The organism is Streptomyces sp. NBC_00285, assembly GCF_036174265.1.
Taxonomy (GTDB): Bacteria; Actinomycetota; Actinomycetes; order Streptomycetales; family Streptomycetaceae; genus Streptomyces.
Genome location: NZ_CP108055.1, coordinates 5,304,076 through 5,318,701, shown reverse-complemented (window position 1 = coordinate 5,318,701; position 14,626 = coordinate 5,304,076). Strand labels below are relative to the sequence as shown.

Annotated in this window: 18 protein-coding genes and 2 pseudogenes; 12 read left to right on the top strand and 8 right to left on the bottom strand. The window is 67.2% G+C overall.

Going from position 1 to position 14,626, the window contains the following annotated elements:
• Positions 1-3: 3 nt before the first annotated feature.
• Together OHT57_RS24490 and OHT57_RS24485 are read right to left on the bottom strand one after the other, a co-directional pair.
• On the bottom strand, positions 4-447 hold the full coding sequence (locus OHT57_RS24490; protein ID WP_328748630.1) for a hypothetical protein: 444 nt from the start codon (positions 445-447) through the stop codon (positions 4-6).
• Between the two features lie 248 nt (positions 448-695).
• Complete coding sequence (locus tag OHT57_RS24485) at positions 696-926, bottom strand: hypothetical protein (protein ID WP_328748629.1); 231 nt, start codon at positions 924-926, stop codon at positions 696-698.
• A 146-nt stretch (positions 927-1,072) separates the two neighbouring features.
• On the opposite strand from OHT57_RS24485, the gene OHT57_RS24480 reads away from it, so the two are divergent.
• Both OHT57_RS24480 and OHT57_RS24475 read left to right on the top strand, forming a co-directional pair.
• Positions 1,073-1,789 carry an XRE family transcriptional regulator gene (locus OHT57_RS24480; RefSeq protein ID WP_328753313.1) on the top strand — a complete coding sequence of 239 codons (717 nt, stop codon included), beginning with the start codon at positions 1,073-1,075 and terminating at the stop codon, positions 1,787-1,789.
• A 2-nt stretch (positions 1,790-1,791) separates the two neighbouring features.
• Positions 1,792-2,262 carry an NUDIX domain-containing protein gene (locus OHT57_RS24475; RefSeq protein ID WP_328748628.1) on the top strand — a complete coding sequence of 157 codons (471 nt, stop codon included), beginning with the start codon at positions 1,792-1,794 and terminating at the stop codon, positions 2,260-2,262.
• 306 nt (positions 2,263-2,568) lie between these two features.
• On the opposite strand, the gene OHT57_RS24470 is transcribed toward OHT57_RS24475, so the two are convergent.
• Entirely contained in the window at positions 2,569-2,883 is a 315-nt protein-coding gene (locus tag OHT57_RS24470) for an immunity 53 family protein (protein WP_328748627.1), read from the bottom strand.
• 459 nt (positions 2,884-3,342) lie between these two features.
• Here OHT57_RS24470 and OHT57_RS24465 point away from each other — a divergent pair, with 459 nt between their 5' ends.
• Positions 3,343-3,678, top strand: coding sequence for an ArsR/SmtB family transcription factor (locus OHT57_RS24465; RefSeq protein ID WP_328748626.1), 336 nt, complete (start codon positions 3,343-3,345; stop codon positions 3,676-3,678).
• Positions 3,669-4,391 (top strand): cation transporter, encoded by a 723-nt coding sequence (locus tag OHT57_RS24460; RefSeq protein ID WP_328748625.1) that lies wholly within the window; start codon positions 3,669-3,671, stop codon positions 4,389-4,391. Before OHT57_RS24465 ends, OHT57_RS24460 begins: the two co-directional genes overlap by 10 nt.
• A 335-nt stretch (positions 4,392-4,726) precedes the next feature.
• Here the strand turns inward: OHT57_RS24460 and OHT57_RS24455 are convergent, their stop codons facing one another.
• Positions 4,727-4,948 (bottom strand): DUF2188 domain-containing protein, encoded by a 222-nt coding sequence (locus OHT57_RS24455; protein WP_328748624.1) that lies wholly within the window; start codon positions 4,946-4,948, stop codon positions 4,727-4,729.
• Between the two features lie 7 nt (positions 4,949-4,955).
• A complete protein-coding gene (locus tag OHT57_RS24450; RefSeq protein ID WP_328748623.1) occupies positions 4,956-5,123 on the bottom strand; it encodes a hypothetical protein in 168 nt (55 codons plus the stop codon).
• Positions 5,124-5,320: 197 nt separating this feature from the next.
• Between OHT57_RS24450 and OHT57_RS24445 the strand changes: the two genes are divergently transcribed.
• Both OHT57_RS24445 and OHT57_RS24440 read left to right on the top strand, forming a co-directional pair.
• A complete protein-coding gene (locus OHT57_RS24445) occupies positions 5,321-5,683 on the top strand; it encodes a helix-turn-helix domain-containing protein (protein WP_328748622.1) in 363 nt (120 codons plus the stop codon).
• A gap of 2 nt (positions 5,684-5,685) precedes the next feature.
• Entirely contained in the window at positions 5,686-6,201 is a 516-nt protein-coding gene (locus OHT57_RS24440) for an ImmA/IrrE family metallo-endopeptidase (protein ID WP_328748621.1), read from the top strand.
• A 756-nt stretch (positions 6,202-6,957) separates the two neighbouring features.
• Here the strand turns inward: OHT57_RS24440 and OHT57_RS24435 are convergent.
• Positions 6,958-7,056 (bottom strand): annotated as a pseudogene (locus tag OHT57_RS24435) (protein kinase family protein); the annotation flags it as partial.
• Between the two features lies 1 nt (position 7,057).
• On the opposite strand from OHT57_RS24435, the pseudogene OHT57_RS24430 reads away from it, so the two are divergent.
• The 5 genes and pseudogenes from OHT57_RS24430 to OHT57_RS24410 form a co-directional block, all read left to right on the top strand.
• Positions 7,058-7,454 (top strand): annotated as a pseudogene (locus tag OHT57_RS24430) (IS5 family transposase); the annotation flags it as partial.
• A 114-nt stretch (positions 7,455-7,568) separates the two neighbouring features.
• Positions 7,569-8,357, top strand: coding sequence for a tetratricopeptide repeat protein (locus OHT57_RS24425; RefSeq protein WP_328753312.1), 789 nt, complete (start codon positions 7,569-7,571; stop codon positions 8,355-8,357).
• Positions 8,358-8,653: 296 nt separating this feature from the next.
• Entirely contained in the window at positions 8,654-9,073 is a 420-nt protein-coding gene (locus OHT57_RS24420; protein WP_328748620.1) for a hypothetical protein, read from the top strand.
• Positions 9,070-12,546: a tetratricopeptide repeat protein gene (locus OHT57_RS24415; protein WP_328748619.1), complete on the top strand. Its 3,477-nt coding sequence runs from the start codon at positions 9,070-9,072 to the stop codon at positions 12,544-12,546. Before OHT57_RS24420 ends, OHT57_RS24415 begins: the two co-directional genes overlap by 4 nt.
• Positions 12,547-12,689: 143 nt before the next feature.
• Positions 12,690-13,103 (top strand): cytidine deaminase, encoded by a 414-nt coding sequence (locus OHT57_RS24410; RefSeq protein WP_328748618.1) that lies wholly within the window; start codon positions 12,690-12,692, stop codon positions 13,101-13,103.
• A gap of 19 nt (positions 13,104-13,122) precedes the next feature.
• Here OHT57_RS24410 and OHT57_RS24405 read toward each other — a convergent pair whose 3' ends face one another.
• On the bottom strand, positions 13,123-13,311 hold the full coding sequence (locus OHT57_RS24405) for a hypothetical protein (protein ID WP_328748617.1): 189 nt from the start codon (positions 13,309-13,311) through the stop codon (positions 13,123-13,125).
• A 224-nt stretch (positions 13,312-13,535) separates the two neighbouring features.
• Between OHT57_RS24405 and OHT57_RS24400 the strand changes: the two genes are divergently transcribed.
• A complete protein-coding gene (locus OHT57_RS24400) occupies positions 13,536-14,024 on the top strand; it encodes an NUDIX hydrolase (protein WP_328748616.1) in 489 nt (162 codons plus the stop codon).
• A gap of 32 nt (positions 14,025-14,056) precedes the next feature.
• Here OHT57_RS24400 and OHT57_RS24395 read toward each other — a convergent pair whose 3' ends face one another.
• Positions 14,057-14,593: a GtrA family protein gene (locus OHT57_RS24395; protein WP_328748615.1), complete on the bottom strand. Its 537-nt coding sequence runs from the start codon at positions 14,591-14,593 to the stop codon at positions 14,057-14,059.
• Positions 14,594-14,626 lie beyond the last annotated feature (33 nt).

The following is a 14,626-nucleotide window of genomic DNA, read 5'->3' as shown; positions in this document are numbered from 1 at the left end:
GTGCTACGCGTCACCGTAGGGACGGCCGCAGTCCGAGTCGCACTGCGCGAGGTTCGTGCCGTCGACGGTCCACAAGTCGTCGAAGACCGCGAATCCGGCGGCCTTCATGGCACGGGCCGAGGTCGCGACCTTCTCCGGGTCGCGGGCCCCGCCGCCCGGCTTCGGGTTGTGATGGAGGAAGCGGCCCGCGTACCGCTCACACAGCTGGGCGTACTCCTTGGTGTGAAGGATGAGGGCGTGAAGGCCGAGGTCCACGTCGTCCGAAGGGACCATGGAAACGGTGGCAGTTGCCGCCGTGGCCACGAAGGCCACCGCCTGGTCGGCGATCCGCTCGGCACGCTCGGCCGACTCGCTGTTGTGGGTGACCACGAAGTGGGCGAGGCTCTCGAACAACTCCTCACCTGCGACCGCGCGACCGGTCTTCTCCACGTTCGCCGTTGCTGTCATGTGCCGTCTCCTCGTGTGAAGTGGTGCAGAGCGCTTACCTGCCGCCTCGATCGCCGAGTTCGACTCGGAGGTGATCGCCAGCGGGTCGGAGGCCGGCCCCGAACGGGGGCGGGGAGCCGTAAGCGGCACCCGCTCGGGGCGGCCGGTCTAGTACTGGCCGGTGCCGAGGGCTATGCCGATCACCAAGCCGCACGAGCCGCTGATGCAGATGATGAACAGAACCCCGGCATACCGGCCGACAGCGCGCATCACAGCCCGACCCGACTGTTGCCGTTCTTCGTTGCCAGTCGGGCGCTCAGTTCTTCCCGAGCGCTGAGCGCGACGACGTTGCCCGGCATGGCATCCCACTCCCTGCCGCCCGGGACTGGCCGCATCTGCACGCGACCGCCGATCTCTCCCATGACGACGCCGATGCGTCTGCTGGCACTGTCCTTCGCCAGTTCGCCGATGCCTGGCCTGGTCTGCTGGTTGCTCGCCATGCACACGAGCTTCCTGCCGACCATCAGGACGTCGGAACCACGGACAAACCCCATTTTGGGACGTCCCGCGTCGGGTAGAACGTCCCTAGTGCCGTCCCGGGATGTTAGGAGAGATTGAAGTGGCAAACGAGAGATTACGTGCGGCCATGGCGGCCGGTGGTTGGACGCACAACGCCCTCGCGAACAAGGTTGAGGTCGACCCCAAGTCCGTCGAACGATGGGTCAATCTGGGGCGTACGCCGCGCCGTGCCACGGCCATGTTGGCAGCAGAAACGCTAGGAGAAGACGTGCACGCTCTATGGCCATCCCTCAGGCAGGCACGCCCCGCCCGCGCCGTCAGTCCGGAACTTGTGGCTCTCTACGATCAGCGAGCGGACATCCCCGTATCCACCTTCGTGGACCTGCTGACTCAGGCGCGCGAGCAGATCGACGTCCTGGTGTACGCCGCCGTCTTCCTGCACGAGGCGTACCCGAGGCTCAACGACCTCTTGAAGGAGCGAGCGGCCGAGGGCTGCACGGTCCGTATCGCACTCGGCGACGCGGAGAGCCCGAACGTCCAACAGCGCGGCGACGAGGAGAAGTTCGGCCACGGAATCCAGTCCCGTTGCCGCCTCGCACTGATGCACTATCGCCCCCTCATCGGGGTACCGGGCATCGAGGTACGGACCCACGCAACGACGCTCTACAACTCGATCTACCGGGCCGATGATCAGGCGTTGGTCAACGCTCATGTCTGGGGCGTGAACGCCTACCGGGCCCCTGTCTGGCACCTGCGCCGAAGCGGGGAAGGCGGCATGTTCGAGACCTACGCTGACAGCTTCGATGCAGTGTGGGCGACCGCGAAGCCAGTACGAGAGAAGTGATCATGGCACGCACCGAGTACTACGACGACCCAGACGCCCCCAAGCCCAACAGCCTGGTCGTTGCCGCGTCCGCGGTGGTCACTGACGACGAGGGACGCATCCTCCTGCAGCGCCGGCGAGACAACGATCTCTGGGCGCTGCCTGGCGGCGGCATGGAAATGACCGACTCGCTACCAGGAACCGCCGTCCGTGAGGTGAAGGAGGAAACGGGCTTGGACGTGGAGATCACTGGGCTCGTTGGGACGTATACCGACCCTCGCCACGTCATGGCCTACACGGATGGTGAGGTGCGTCGACAGTTCAACGTCTGCTTCACCGCACGTGTGATCGGGGGCCAGCTCGCGATCTCGGATGAGTCCACGGAGCTGAAGTTCGTCCAGCCCGAGGAGATCGATCAACTGCCCATGCACCATACGCAGCGGCTACGAATCCGGCACTTCATGGAGCAGCGTGAGCGGCCCTATCTCGGTTGATTTTGGCGGCCTTGGACCAGGTAGACCGCCTCTGGTTCGTAGCTCAACAGAGACGAGCTTTCGAGCACTCGATGAGAACGCCATTGTGCAGTACCGCTTCCGCCATGCTGGCTCCCGCCAAAGGGGACAACACGCTTTCCAACTGTGGTGGTGGGGTGCTGGACGGTGTACACGGGCGTTCACCTGCGTTCGTGGGTGATCGGCCACCCTCGTGGCAGCGCCCCCAGGTCTGGTCTGAACGGCAGTGAACGACGGTGAATGAGACGGAAACTGAGACGGCCAGGCCCGGTCGCGGTCACCCGTTGGCTAGGGCTCATCGCTCACCGAGGTAGCCCAGTCGCGGAACAGGCGCAGCACTTCCCTGAGGTTGAGCGGACCGCAGGACGCCTGGAAGACGTCGTCCGACACCGTCGCCATCACCCAGTCGGAATCGCTGCGCCGGATGTCGGTCCCCTCGTAGGGCCGGCCAGACAGCGTCGTCTCTTCAAGATCGATTGCCACTGTCCAGCCTGGATTGTCGAGCGTTGCAATCCGAACGCCCCATTCGTGCTCCCAGTCACCGTCGCACTGGGCGCGGTACCACTGCTCCAGCCAACCGAGTTCTCCGCCTGTCTCTGCCATGAAGGCTGATCGTACGAGGTCATGCCCGGTGCGAACGCAGTAGACGGCACTGGGCCCTCAGCTTGGGAAGCTGAGGTGTTTTGGGGCCTACTGGTCGCCTGACCTGCGGCCGACTGTGCGGAACTGCTTCAACGCTAGCGGTTCAGTACCCGCCATTCCCCGTGGCTCCCCGCTCCACCTGGCACGGAACTGGCACGGCTCTGAGCGGTGAGGCAGCCGACCCTTGTCGCATCCCGGGTCGCGGCCTTTACCGTGCGGACGACCTCACCACTCAACAGGTTATGCCTTCTGATCCGTAGCTCTATACAGAACGGTCGTTGGCGGTCGTACCAACTCTGCGTGGGGCAGGGGCGGGCGGCTGGGTTCACCAACGGTTGCTGTGGTTGCGGTACCCCGCTGCTGTACCCAACTCCACAGTTCACGATTCCATGAGTTCATGATTTTGTGTACTCTCGTGGAGTGCTCATCGTTGCTCCCGACATCGAGGTGCTGGTCCGATTCGGCCGCGCGCTCGCCGACCCGATCCGCTGCCGCATCCTGCTCGCCCTGCGCCAAGCACCGGCCTACCCGGCCGATCTCGCCGACGCTCTGGGCGTCTCCCGCACCCGGCTGTCGAACCACCTGGCATGTCTGCGTGACTGCGGCCTGGTCGTGACCGTGCCCGACGGGCGCCGTACCCGCTACGAACTCGCCGACGAACGTCTCGGCCATGCCCTGGATGACCTGCGCACCGCCGTAGTGGCCGTGGAAACCGACCGCACCTGCCCAGACGCCGAGACCAAGGGATGCTGCTGATGACCGCGATATCCCTCGGCCCCTCACCGGCCCGCCGTGACGCGCTCACCCGCCGAATACGCCTACTGGTGGCGGCGACCATCACGTACAACGTCATCGAGGCGGTCATCGCCATCGCCGCCGGCACTGCGGCTTCGTCCACCGCGCTGATCGGCTTCGGCCTCGACTCCGTCATCGAGGTCTCCTCCGCCGCAGCGGTCGCCTGGCAGTTCTCGGCCCGCGAACACGCCGTACGCGAGGCTCGCGAGAAGACCACCCTGCGGATCATCGCGGTCTCGTTCTTCGCACTCGCCGCCTATGTCACCGTCGACGCCGTGCGTGCCCTGACCGGCATGGGCGAGGCCGAACGCTCCGTGCCCGGGATCGTCCTCGCGGCCCTGTCCTTGGCGATCATGCCGTTCCTGTCGGCTGCGCAGCGCAAGGCAGGCCTCGAACTCGGCTCGGCCTCCGCCGTCGCCGACTCCAAGCAGACCCTGCTGTGCACCTACCTCTCTGCCGTGCTCCTGATCGGACTGGTCCTCAACGCCACCCTCGGCTGGTCCTGGGCCGACCCGATCGCCGCCCTTGTCATCGCCGCCATCGCCACCAAGGAAGGCCGCGACGCCTGGCAAGGCAAGGGCTGCTGCGCAACACCGGCCATGCCCGTGGACACGAAGACCAACGCCGACACCGACGCCTGTGGCTGCTCACCCGGCTGCAGCTGCTGCGGCTGACTCCGGGACCTGCAGCGATCTTGAAAACCGTCGTGGCAGCGATGTCACCGTGAGTTCGAATCTCACCGCTTCCGCAGATGAACGGCCCCTGACCAGGTGAATCGGTGAGGGGCCGTCCTCCTGTCCGCTGTCCTTCAACCACCATTCCCCGACAGTTACCCGTCGATCGGGCACAGTAGGGGCACGGCTCCTTCTCGTCCACGCTGTCGGATAGGACGAGCATCGAGCCCCAGCTCCCGTAGTTTGACCGGGTGCTGGGGCTCGATAGCCTTACTGCTGAGTTGATGAGGGGCCAAGGCGCTGGATTGCCGTCCTACATCCGCCTTGGTCGCTCATCAGCCCTGCGGAGGGTACGGATCGTCGCCGTACGTGTATTCGTACTCGATCGTTCCATCGGCCTTGTGGACGACCAGCTTGCTCGGCTGATCATTCGAAGCCCTCCGCTGCCCTTCCTTGACCAGCTCGCTCTTGATGGTGTGCGAGGCAAGGAGCGTTTGCTCCCGGCGAAGGATCCAGTCGCCCCGGTTGGGGAGGACTCGGTACGTAGTGCGGCTCATTGCTGTGTCACTTCTCCTTGCGTACGCCCTTGAAGGGCTTGCTGTCGCTCTTCCCGTTCAGGAACTTGCCGGTGAGGGCGTCCCGGAGGGTCCAGGAGCCAGTACGGGAATTGCGGGTCTGGCTGCGGCCTCTGACGGCGCCTTGGCGGTAGCCGGCACCGGTGTTCTTGGCCATGCGTTGCTCCATTCAGTTGGGTTCGGGCCCGCCGCGACGACACCACGGAGAACCAGTGTCACGCTCGCCTCAGTGACACCACTGCAAACCCTAAGCTGGTCCGACAGTGGATGTCAATCGATCCAGCCCTTACCCTGCGGTAACGTTTGCATCGTAAACCTTGCGCTGGTAGGGTGGCGCTCAACCCAGGGAGACCCATGCCTCAGTCCGACGACCCCAAGATCGACCGCTTCTATATGGCGGTTGGAGAGCGTGTGCGGGCTGCGCGAGCCGCAGCTCGCATGACACAGGCGACCCTCGCTGCGCGATTGGGTCTGACGCGCTCGTCGGTTGCGAACCTTGAGGCCGGGCGACAGCGCATCCCCCTTCACGTGTTTGCAATGGTGGCGGATATTCTCGATGTAGACCCTGGGAAACTCCTGCCTGACGGATTGATGGCCGCAAAGGTTCCCGAACTGAGTGACCTGGATGAGCAACTCGCTGTAGTTGAGGACAGTTCACGCGATTTCGTTGAGAGTGCTCTGGCTCAGCTGATCGATACCCCGGATGCGAAGGAGTGACCATGGCTCAGCCGACCCAAAAAGCAAATGAACTCCTTGAGAAGCACGGAGTGCCGAAGCTGCCCATCCCTATTGAGGACATTGCGCGCTCCGAAGGCGCCTTGATTGCGCGCAAAGCTTTTGATGGGACTCAGTCGGGGTTCGCGCTGCGTGATGGGGAAACATGGATTATTGGGGTGAATGCCTCAACTAGCCAGCGTCGGCAGCGCTTTACTATCGCCCATGAGCTGGGGCACTTGGTGATGCACGAGGGTAAGCTGATCGTCGATCACACCATGCGTGTTAACTGGCGAGATGAAAAATCGAGCATGGCGACGGATATTGAGGAAATTGAAGCAAATGCATTCGCTGCCGCGATCTTGATGCCCGAGAGTTTCATTAGGCAGAGGGTATCTACTCATCTTAGAGGCGGCCCCATGAGTAGAGAGAATCTGATTTCCGAGATGGCGCGTGAATTCGATGTAAGTGTGGAGGCCATGGGATATCGCCTGATCAATCTCGGCATCCTTGTGTCCTGACGGCATAGCTGTTTCCGGGTTGAGTGACCTTCCCTAAACGACCGCCTTAACCCACCACTGTACGAACGACCTTGACGCCCCTGAGCCACGTCTGCTCGGCTCTGCCTGGGTCGATGGCGGTCGGGACGGAAGCTCCCCGCGCGCGCCACCACGGACCCGCAGCCTCGAACGGCGCCCCCTCCGCCCCGGTGTCGGCCGATCCCCCGCCGGAGGCTCGTTCTGACCGTGACCGCTCATACGGTGCTCAACTCATGGCCTCCGGCCCTATCCACATGTGGGCGTGCGTCGGCGGCGGCAGCGCCGAGCGGGCCGAAGGCAGGAGCGGGGGCGCGGCCAGAGCCGGGAAGCGCGCCCGGCGGAGCGGAGCGTAGCCGGGGCTTGAAACCAGTACAGAAGGTTGTAACTCTCAGCCGGAGTGAGGACTGGAGTCCTGTGCACGCTGGGAGTTGGCGCTGGCCCTGTCCCTGTCCAGAACTGACGGCAACCCTGACGGCAACGACGGCACACAGAGGCTGTTGATCGCGACCACCAGCAATCAGGCGGGAGGAGGGCGAGCCCCCGCCAAACAACCTGCCCGATCCTACGGATCAGAAGGTTGCAGGTTCGAATCCTGCCGAGTGCACAGCACGTCAAAGGCCCTGTGGAGTGATCCACAGGGCCTTTGCTTTATGCCGTGACGGCAGTGTTTGACGGCAACGGCCCAGGGTGATCCCACGAGGGCTCGAAACTTCATCCGGTTGCCAGGACGCCGACGCTTGCGTCGTCCGGGTACTCGACCGCTCGCCACCCGGTGGCTGAGATCAGGAGGGACGCCCCGAGGGCGTAGATGTCGGCCTCCTGCGTCGGCTCGGCTTCTCGGGGCACGTACGGCTCAAAGATCCACTTGATCACCGAGCGCACCGGACTACCCCTGTCTGTCTGTCGGCATCTCGGGTGCCAACCTGCACGACAGCCAGGCCCTCGAACCGCTTGTACGAGGCATCCCTCCCATCCGCTCCCGCCGCGGACCGCGTCGGCGGCGTCCCGCCAACCTCCACGGCGACAAGGGCTACGACTATGACCACCTGCGCCGATGGTTACGCAGCCGCGGCATCCGGCATCGCATCGCCCGCAGGGGCAGCGAGTCCTCCACACGACTGGGCCCCCACCGCTGGACCATCGAACGCACCATGGCCTGGCTCGCCGGATTCCGGCGCCTCCATCGCCGCTACGAACGCAAGGCGAGCCACTCACCAAATGAGATGAACCTTTAGGACGCCAGGGCTGCCGACTGTCTCCTTGCCTCTTCGCCGAGCAGCCTGCGCAGCATCCGTATGCTCCCGGTCATGAGATTTTTACGGCGGCGTGGCCGAAGCGGCGCCCAACGAATGACGGGGACGCCTGTGGCGGAGGCCAAAGCCCTTTACGAAGCCGGGCGTTACGCCGAGGCGGAGGCCGAAGCCCGTGCCGTCGCCCGATCGCGGCCGCGCGACGACAGGTACGCAGCTGCGGCGCTGAACATCGCCGCAATCGCGACGGGCGCCCAAGGCCGCCACGCCGAGGCACTCGCCACCTACGACGAAGCGCTGCCTGCCTTCAGCAGGATATTTGGAGCCGATCACTGGTTGACCCTGAAGCTGCGCTCGGACCGCGGCCAGCAGATGACCTCGCTCGGTCAGCACGCCGAGTGCGAGGCAGAATGTGCGGCCGTCGCCGAGGCCGCGGGCCGCGGTACCGGCCCGGAAATGTCACTCCTGGCAGCGTCCGCCCGCAATGGGCTGGTATTCGCCCTCAATGCGCAGGGGCGCCACCAGGAGGCTGAAGCACTCGCCCGCGAGGCCCTGGACGCCCATCGCGTACGTGACCGGGCGTCCCTCGTCCTGCGACTCGGCCTGGCTCGCAGCCTCAACGGCCAAGCTCGCCACGAAGAGGCCCTCATCGAGGCGCAGGGGGCCGACAAGCTGTACCGCGCTCTGCCCGATCACCAGCGCCATCCAGATACGGGCGCCGTCGAACTGTCCGTTGCTACTGCCCTGTTGGGGTTGCGGCGCGCTCCCGATGCCCGTCGCCAGGCTGCAGCCGCTCATGATGCCTGCCTGGCCTCCTTCGGCCCGGACCACAGCCGCACCGTCGAAGCCCGAACGCTGCTCAAGCACATCGACGGCACTCGACCGTAAGTAGAGCCGCGCACTGGATAGAGCCGCGCACCGCATGGAGCCGCGCACCAGATGGAGCAGGCAACAGCGGCAAGCACGGTGAAAGCGGCAGGGCGATGAGGCGTGCCACCGCGCAATCGCCCAGGTCGGCGCCCGGGCCGGATCCAGGTGCTCGCAGCTTCCCGGACCACGGTCCCTTCGGTGCTTGGGCAGCCGGGACCGCGCCTGCTGCTTCCGGCGTTCCCGGTCTGCCGGCAGGGGCGTGTCCTTACCCTGAGGTTGTGGGGCAAGCAGAGCCGCAAGCCAAGGAGTTGGGGATGAGCGCGGAGATCGTTCAGTTTGTGGGTCAGGCGGGCCCGTATCTGACGGCGGCCCTGGGGGCCTATGGCGCGGGAGTGCTGACCCGGACCGAGAACGCTGCGGTCGACGCGACGGCGAACGTCGGGCGGCGAATGCTGCAGTCGGTGTGGCGTCGTCGGGACGAGCAGGGGCGTGCCGAACTGGAGGCGGCCGTTCAGGACGCGGCCGAGGTGACCGACGACGGGGACGCAGCCGCGGCACTGCGGCAGCAGGTCAGGCGGGCGGTACGCGAGGACGCCGAGTTGCTGCGGGAACTGGTCGGGTTGCTGCCCCCTGCTGGTGGGCCGGTGACGGTGACCGCGTCCGGTGAGCGGTCCATCGCCGCCCAGACGATCGGTACTGCGATCACCGGTGACAACGCCACGCTCAGGCCGTGAGCAGTGAGCAGCTGTCCACGCCGAGTGGGCCACTGGCTTCGGGCCCCCGATCGATCGCCGCCGGCAGCATCGCGGTAGCTGTCACCGGCGACGACGCCCGGGTGGTGATGCTGCCGCCGGAGGCGGTGCGGTGGGCGCGGGAGGTGAGCGCGCCGCCGGGGGCGGCGAATTTGCCGGGGTCGGCGTCCGGGGTGTTCGTGGGCCGGGACCAGGAACTGAGGCGGCTGCGGGGGCTGTTGGTCGCGGAGGGTGAGGCCTCGGTGACTCAGGCCTCGTCCCGGACGCAGGCGATTCACGGCCTGGGCGGGATCGGGAAGAGTTCGCTCGCGCTGCACTACGCCCATGCGTACCGGCGGGAGTACACGCTGGTGTGGTGGATCACTGCCCACTCCACCGAACAGATCGTCACGGGGCTGGCCACGCTGGCAGTGAGGCTGTGCCCGCAATGGGCAGCGACAGTGGGCATGGAGGAGCGTGCGGCATGGGCGATCGTATGGCTGCAGTGGCATCCGGGCTGGCTGCTGGTCTTCGACAACGTCGAGGACCCGACGGACCTGCGCCACTACCTCGGCACCCTGGCGGACGGCCATCATCTGGCCACCAGCCGGAAGGCGACCGGCTGGCACACCATCGCCCCGACCATGGCCTTGGGCCTGATGGACCCGGACGCGTCCGTGGACCTGTTGTGCACACTCGCCCTGGGACAGGGGCGACCCACCCCCGAACAGCGGCGCCAGGCCGCTGATCTGGCCGCCGAGCTCGGGTATCTGCCCTTGGCGCTGGAGCAGGTGGGGGCCTACCTCCATCAGACGGGTACCGCTCTGGGTGTGTACCAGCGCTTGCTGGGACGGGGCCTCGACAGGGCAGCGGACGGCACTGATCCGGAACGCACGATCGCCCGCATCTGGCTCCACACTCTGACCGCGGTCGAAGGTCGTGATCCGCTGGCCCTCGGACTCCTGCACACGATCGTGTGGCTGGCCCCCGATGACATCCCCCGGACTCTCCTCGCCGCGCAGGCCACCGACCCGATCGCGTTGGGCGACGCGCTGGGCGTGCTTCACGCCTACAACATGATCGCCTTCACCGCCGACCGCCAGGGCATCACCGTGCACCGACTGGTGCAGATGGTGGTGCGCGCCCGCGCCACCGCTGACACCAGCGCCGACGCCCTGGGCCGACACGAGGCCGAACAGGCTCTGAAGCAGGCCATCCCCGACGGGAACGACACTGGCACGGAGGCGAACACGCGGTGGGAACGCCTGCTCCCCCACATCTTCGCCCTGGCCGAATCCGCACCACCGAGCCGCCCCGCGTCGGCCGAGACCGCACGCATCTGCCGTGCTGCCGCCCAGTACCTGTTCCGGCAGGGTCGCGATGCTCACTCCATCCCCCTGCGCACAGCTGTCCTCGCGCACTCCGGGCAGGCGCTGGGTGATACCCACCCTTCTACCCTGGCCAGCCGCAACCACCTGGCCGGCGCCTATAAGGACGCGGGAGATCTGGAGCGGGCCATCCCGCTGTTCGAGTCCACCCTCGCGCAGCGCGAGGAGGTACTCGGCGTCACCCACCCAGACACTCTGGTCAGCCGCACCAGCCTGGCCGGCGCCTACTTGGAGGCGGGGAATCTGGAGCGGGCAGTCCCGCTCCTCGAGTCGACCCTCGCCCAGCAGGAGCGAGTGCTGGGCGACTCCCACCCCGACACGCTGGTCAGCCGCAACCACCTGGCCAGCGCCTACGAGGAGGCGGGGGATCTGGAGCGGGCCATCCCGCTGTTCGAGTCGACCCTCGCCCAGCGCGAGCAGGAGTTGGGTGATACCCATCGCTTCACCCTGAACACCCGTAACAATCTGGCCCTCGCATACATGTCGGCGGGGGATCTGGAGCGGGCCGTCCGGCTGTTCGAGTCGACCCTCGCGCAGCGCGAGGAGGTACTCGGCGTCACCCACCCCTCGACCCTGACCAGCCGCAACAACCTCGCCGTCGCCTACAAGGCGATGGGAGATCCGGAGCGGGCCGTCCGGCTGTACGAGTCCACCCTCGCCCAGCGCGAGCAGATACTCGGTGACACCAATCCTCGTACGTTGGCCACCCGTATCAACCTTGCGGGTGCGTACCGGGCGGTGGGGGATCTGGAGCGGGCGATCGCGCTGTTCGAGTCGACCCTCGCCCAGTCCGAGGAGGTGCTGGGCGACACCCACCCCTCCACCCTCATCACCCGCAACAGCCTCGCGGGTGCCTACCGGGAGGCGGGGGATCTGGAGCGAGCTGTCCCGCTGTACGAGTCCACCCTCGCCCAGCGCGAGCGAGTACTCGGCGACACCCACCCCTCGACCCTGACCAGCCGCAACAACCTCGCCGTCGCCTACAAGGCGATGGGAGATCCGGAGCGGGCCGCTCGGCTGTACGAGTCCGCCCTCGCCCAGTCCGAGAAGGTGCTGGGCAACACCCACCCCGACACCCTCATAACCCGCAGCAACCTTGCCGGCGCCTACGAGGCGATGGGGGATCTGGCGCGGGCCATCGCGCTGCTCAAGGCGACCCTCGTTCAGTCCGAGGAGGTGCTGGGCGACTCCCACCCCTCGACCCTGGCCAGCCGTAACAGCCTTGCGAGCGCGTACCGGGCGGTGGGGGATCTGGAGCGGGCCGTCCCGCTGTTCGAGGCGAACCTCGCCCGGCGCGAGCAGGTACTCGGCGTCACCCACCCCCGCACGTTGACCAGCCGCAACAACCTTGCCGGCGCCTACGAGGCGATGGGGGATCCGGCGCGGGCCATCCCGCTGTACGAGGCCGTCCTCGCGCAGCGCGAGGAGGCACTCGGCGTCACCCACCCTCGCACGTTGACCAGCCGCAACAACCTCGCCATCGCCTACGAGGACGCAGGGGATCCGGCGCGGGCCATCCCGCTGTACGAGGCCACCCTCGCGCAGCGCGAGGAGGTGCTCGGCGTCACTCACCCCTCGACCCTGGCCAGCCGTAACAGCCTTGCGAGCGCGTACCGGGCGGTGGGGGATCTGGAGCGGGCCGTCCCGCTGTTCGAGGCGAACCTCGCCCAGCGCGAGCAGGTATTCGGCGACGCCGACCCTCGCACGTTGACCAGCCGCAACAATCTTGCGAGCGCGTACCGGGCGGTGGGGGATCTGGAGCGGGCCGTCCCGCTGTTCGAGGCGAACCTCGCGCAGCGCGAGCGGGTACTCGGCGTCACCCACCCTCGCACGTTGACCAGCCGCAACAACCTCGCCATCGCCTACGAGGACGCAGGGGATCCGGAGCGGGCGATCGCGCTGTTCGAGGCGACCCTCGCCCAGCGCGAGGAGGTGCTGGGCGACTCCCACCCCGACACTCTCATCAGCCGTGCCAACCTCGCCGGTGCCCGCAAAGCTGTCGAGAGGGTTCGGCGACCAGATGCAGCGACCCCAGCAACCGTCCCTGGCCGTCAGCTCCCGCCGGCCTCTCCCGAGCAGTCGGAATGACGTCATCGACCGTTGCGGCAAGAGCTGCGGATCCAGCGGGGACACGACCCGTGCGGCACGTACGGTCCTCCGGCAGGACCTGGTGTTCCTGAAAACCGACAGCGCCGGGTACCTGGATGTGGGGCGAGGGGGAGGATGCACAGATGATCACTCGGACTCAGCCTGTCGACCATGAACTCGTCGAAGCCGCGGCGCAGGTCGCTCGCACGCGTTGTCGGGGCGACAACCACACCATGGCGGCCGCGGGCCGTGGCCGGGACGGCAGGATCGTCACCGCGGTGAATGCCTACCACTTCACGGGCGGCCCCTGCGCCGAGTTGGTGCTCATCGGTACGGCCGCCGCCCAGGGCGTCCACGAGCTGGAGACCATCGTCGCCGTGGGCGACCGTGAGCGCGGGGTCGTTCCGCCGTGCGGTCGTTGCCGGCAGGTTCTCCTCGACTACTTCCCCGATCTGAAGGTCATCGTCGGCGCGGGCGACCGTGTCCGAGCCGTCCCCATCGCGGACCTGCTGCCCGAAAGCTACGTCTGGGCCGACCACCAGCTCGACGCCGAGTGAACGACGAACCGGTGTGCGCTCATCCGGCGCTCATGGCCAGGCTGTGGAACGCCTGGGTGGTGCCGGGGTGGGCGAGTTCGTCGAGCAGGTGGCGCCAGTCGGGGTCGGCCGCGGCGGGGTGAGCCAGGTCCCAGGCGGTGAGGAGCGGGGTCAGCTCGCTGTCGGGGGAGGTCTCGACAGGGGAGAGGGAGGACAGGAGCAGGCTCATGGGAGTTCCTTCCTGAGGAGGGCGGTGAACTCGGGCTCGGGGTCCGGGGATCCGGGATCCGATGGCTTCCACGATGCCTTTGATCCGGGGTCGGCGACATGTGGCGGCCTGCCCGATCCGGGGTGGGGCCAGCTGTACCCCGAGGGGGTCGCTACCCCTCCCACAGAGCCTGCGGAGCTCCGACGGCGGCGGCGCTGTCGTACCCCTCTGCGATCGTTGTCGTCGTGGGTGAACTGGTGGAGCGGGTGGACGAGTACGACCGGGTGATCGGGGTGGTGGACCGGGCGGAGGCCATCGAGAAGGGGTGGCTGCACCGGGTCTCGACCACGGTCTGCCGTGATCCGGGTGGGCGGATTCTCGTGCATCGGCGGCCGGACGATGTCTCCCGCTTCCCGGGTCAGTACAACTGGCTGTTGGGCGGGGCCGCGGCGGTCGGGGAGTCGTACGAGGAGGCGGCGGCGCGTGAACTCTGCGAGGAGTTGGGGGTGTTCGGGGCGCCGGTGCGCTTCGTGTTCAAGTTCCTGTGCCGTGGGGAGATCAGCCCCTACTGGCTCGGGGTGCACGAAGTCGTCGTGACCGGAGCGCTCGTGCCCGATCCGGCGGAGATCGCGTGGCACGGCTGGCTCGGTGAGGGCGAGTTGGTGGAGGCGGTCGGGCGCGGGACCTTCGTGTCCGACGGGGTGGAGGCACTGCGGCGCTACCTGGCGCTCTGAACTCCCGGTGCTCCGACTCCGGTATCCCCCCGTCAGCAGGCGGCGCTCACCGCGACCTGGGACAGAACCGGGCGGGGCAGGGCCGTGGTCCTGGCCGCGGGGCGCTGCGGCTTGCGGGTGCCGGCGAAGACGAACAGGCGCAGGACCAGGAAGCGGCCGATGCCGGCCAGGCCGGAGGCGGTGAGGTAGACGGCCTGCTCGGTGAGCATGCTCGGCGCCGACTGGAAGGTGTGGAGGAGGAACATCGCGGCGCAGGTGACGACGTACGCGGCGACTGCGGAGCCGGACGACTGGAAGTGCTGGCGCCAGCCCGGCCGGCGGCCGGTGCCGAAGGTGAACAGGGCGTGCAGCTCGGTGCAGAGGAGCGTCGAGAGCGCAGTGATCACCGCGTTCGCGACCGCCCAGGGCATCGTCATGGCCACCAGCGGTACGGCGAAGCTGGAGAGGACACCGATTCCGCCGCCGCAGACGACGAAGCGTGCGAAGGAGGCGAAGGGGCCGGGAGCCGAGGGGGAGGAGAGTGCGGGAGAGGACGGGGACTGGGTCCTGTCGGCCGTCTGCGTCTCCATGGTGTGCCCCTCCGGCGTGGCTTCTCTGATCCG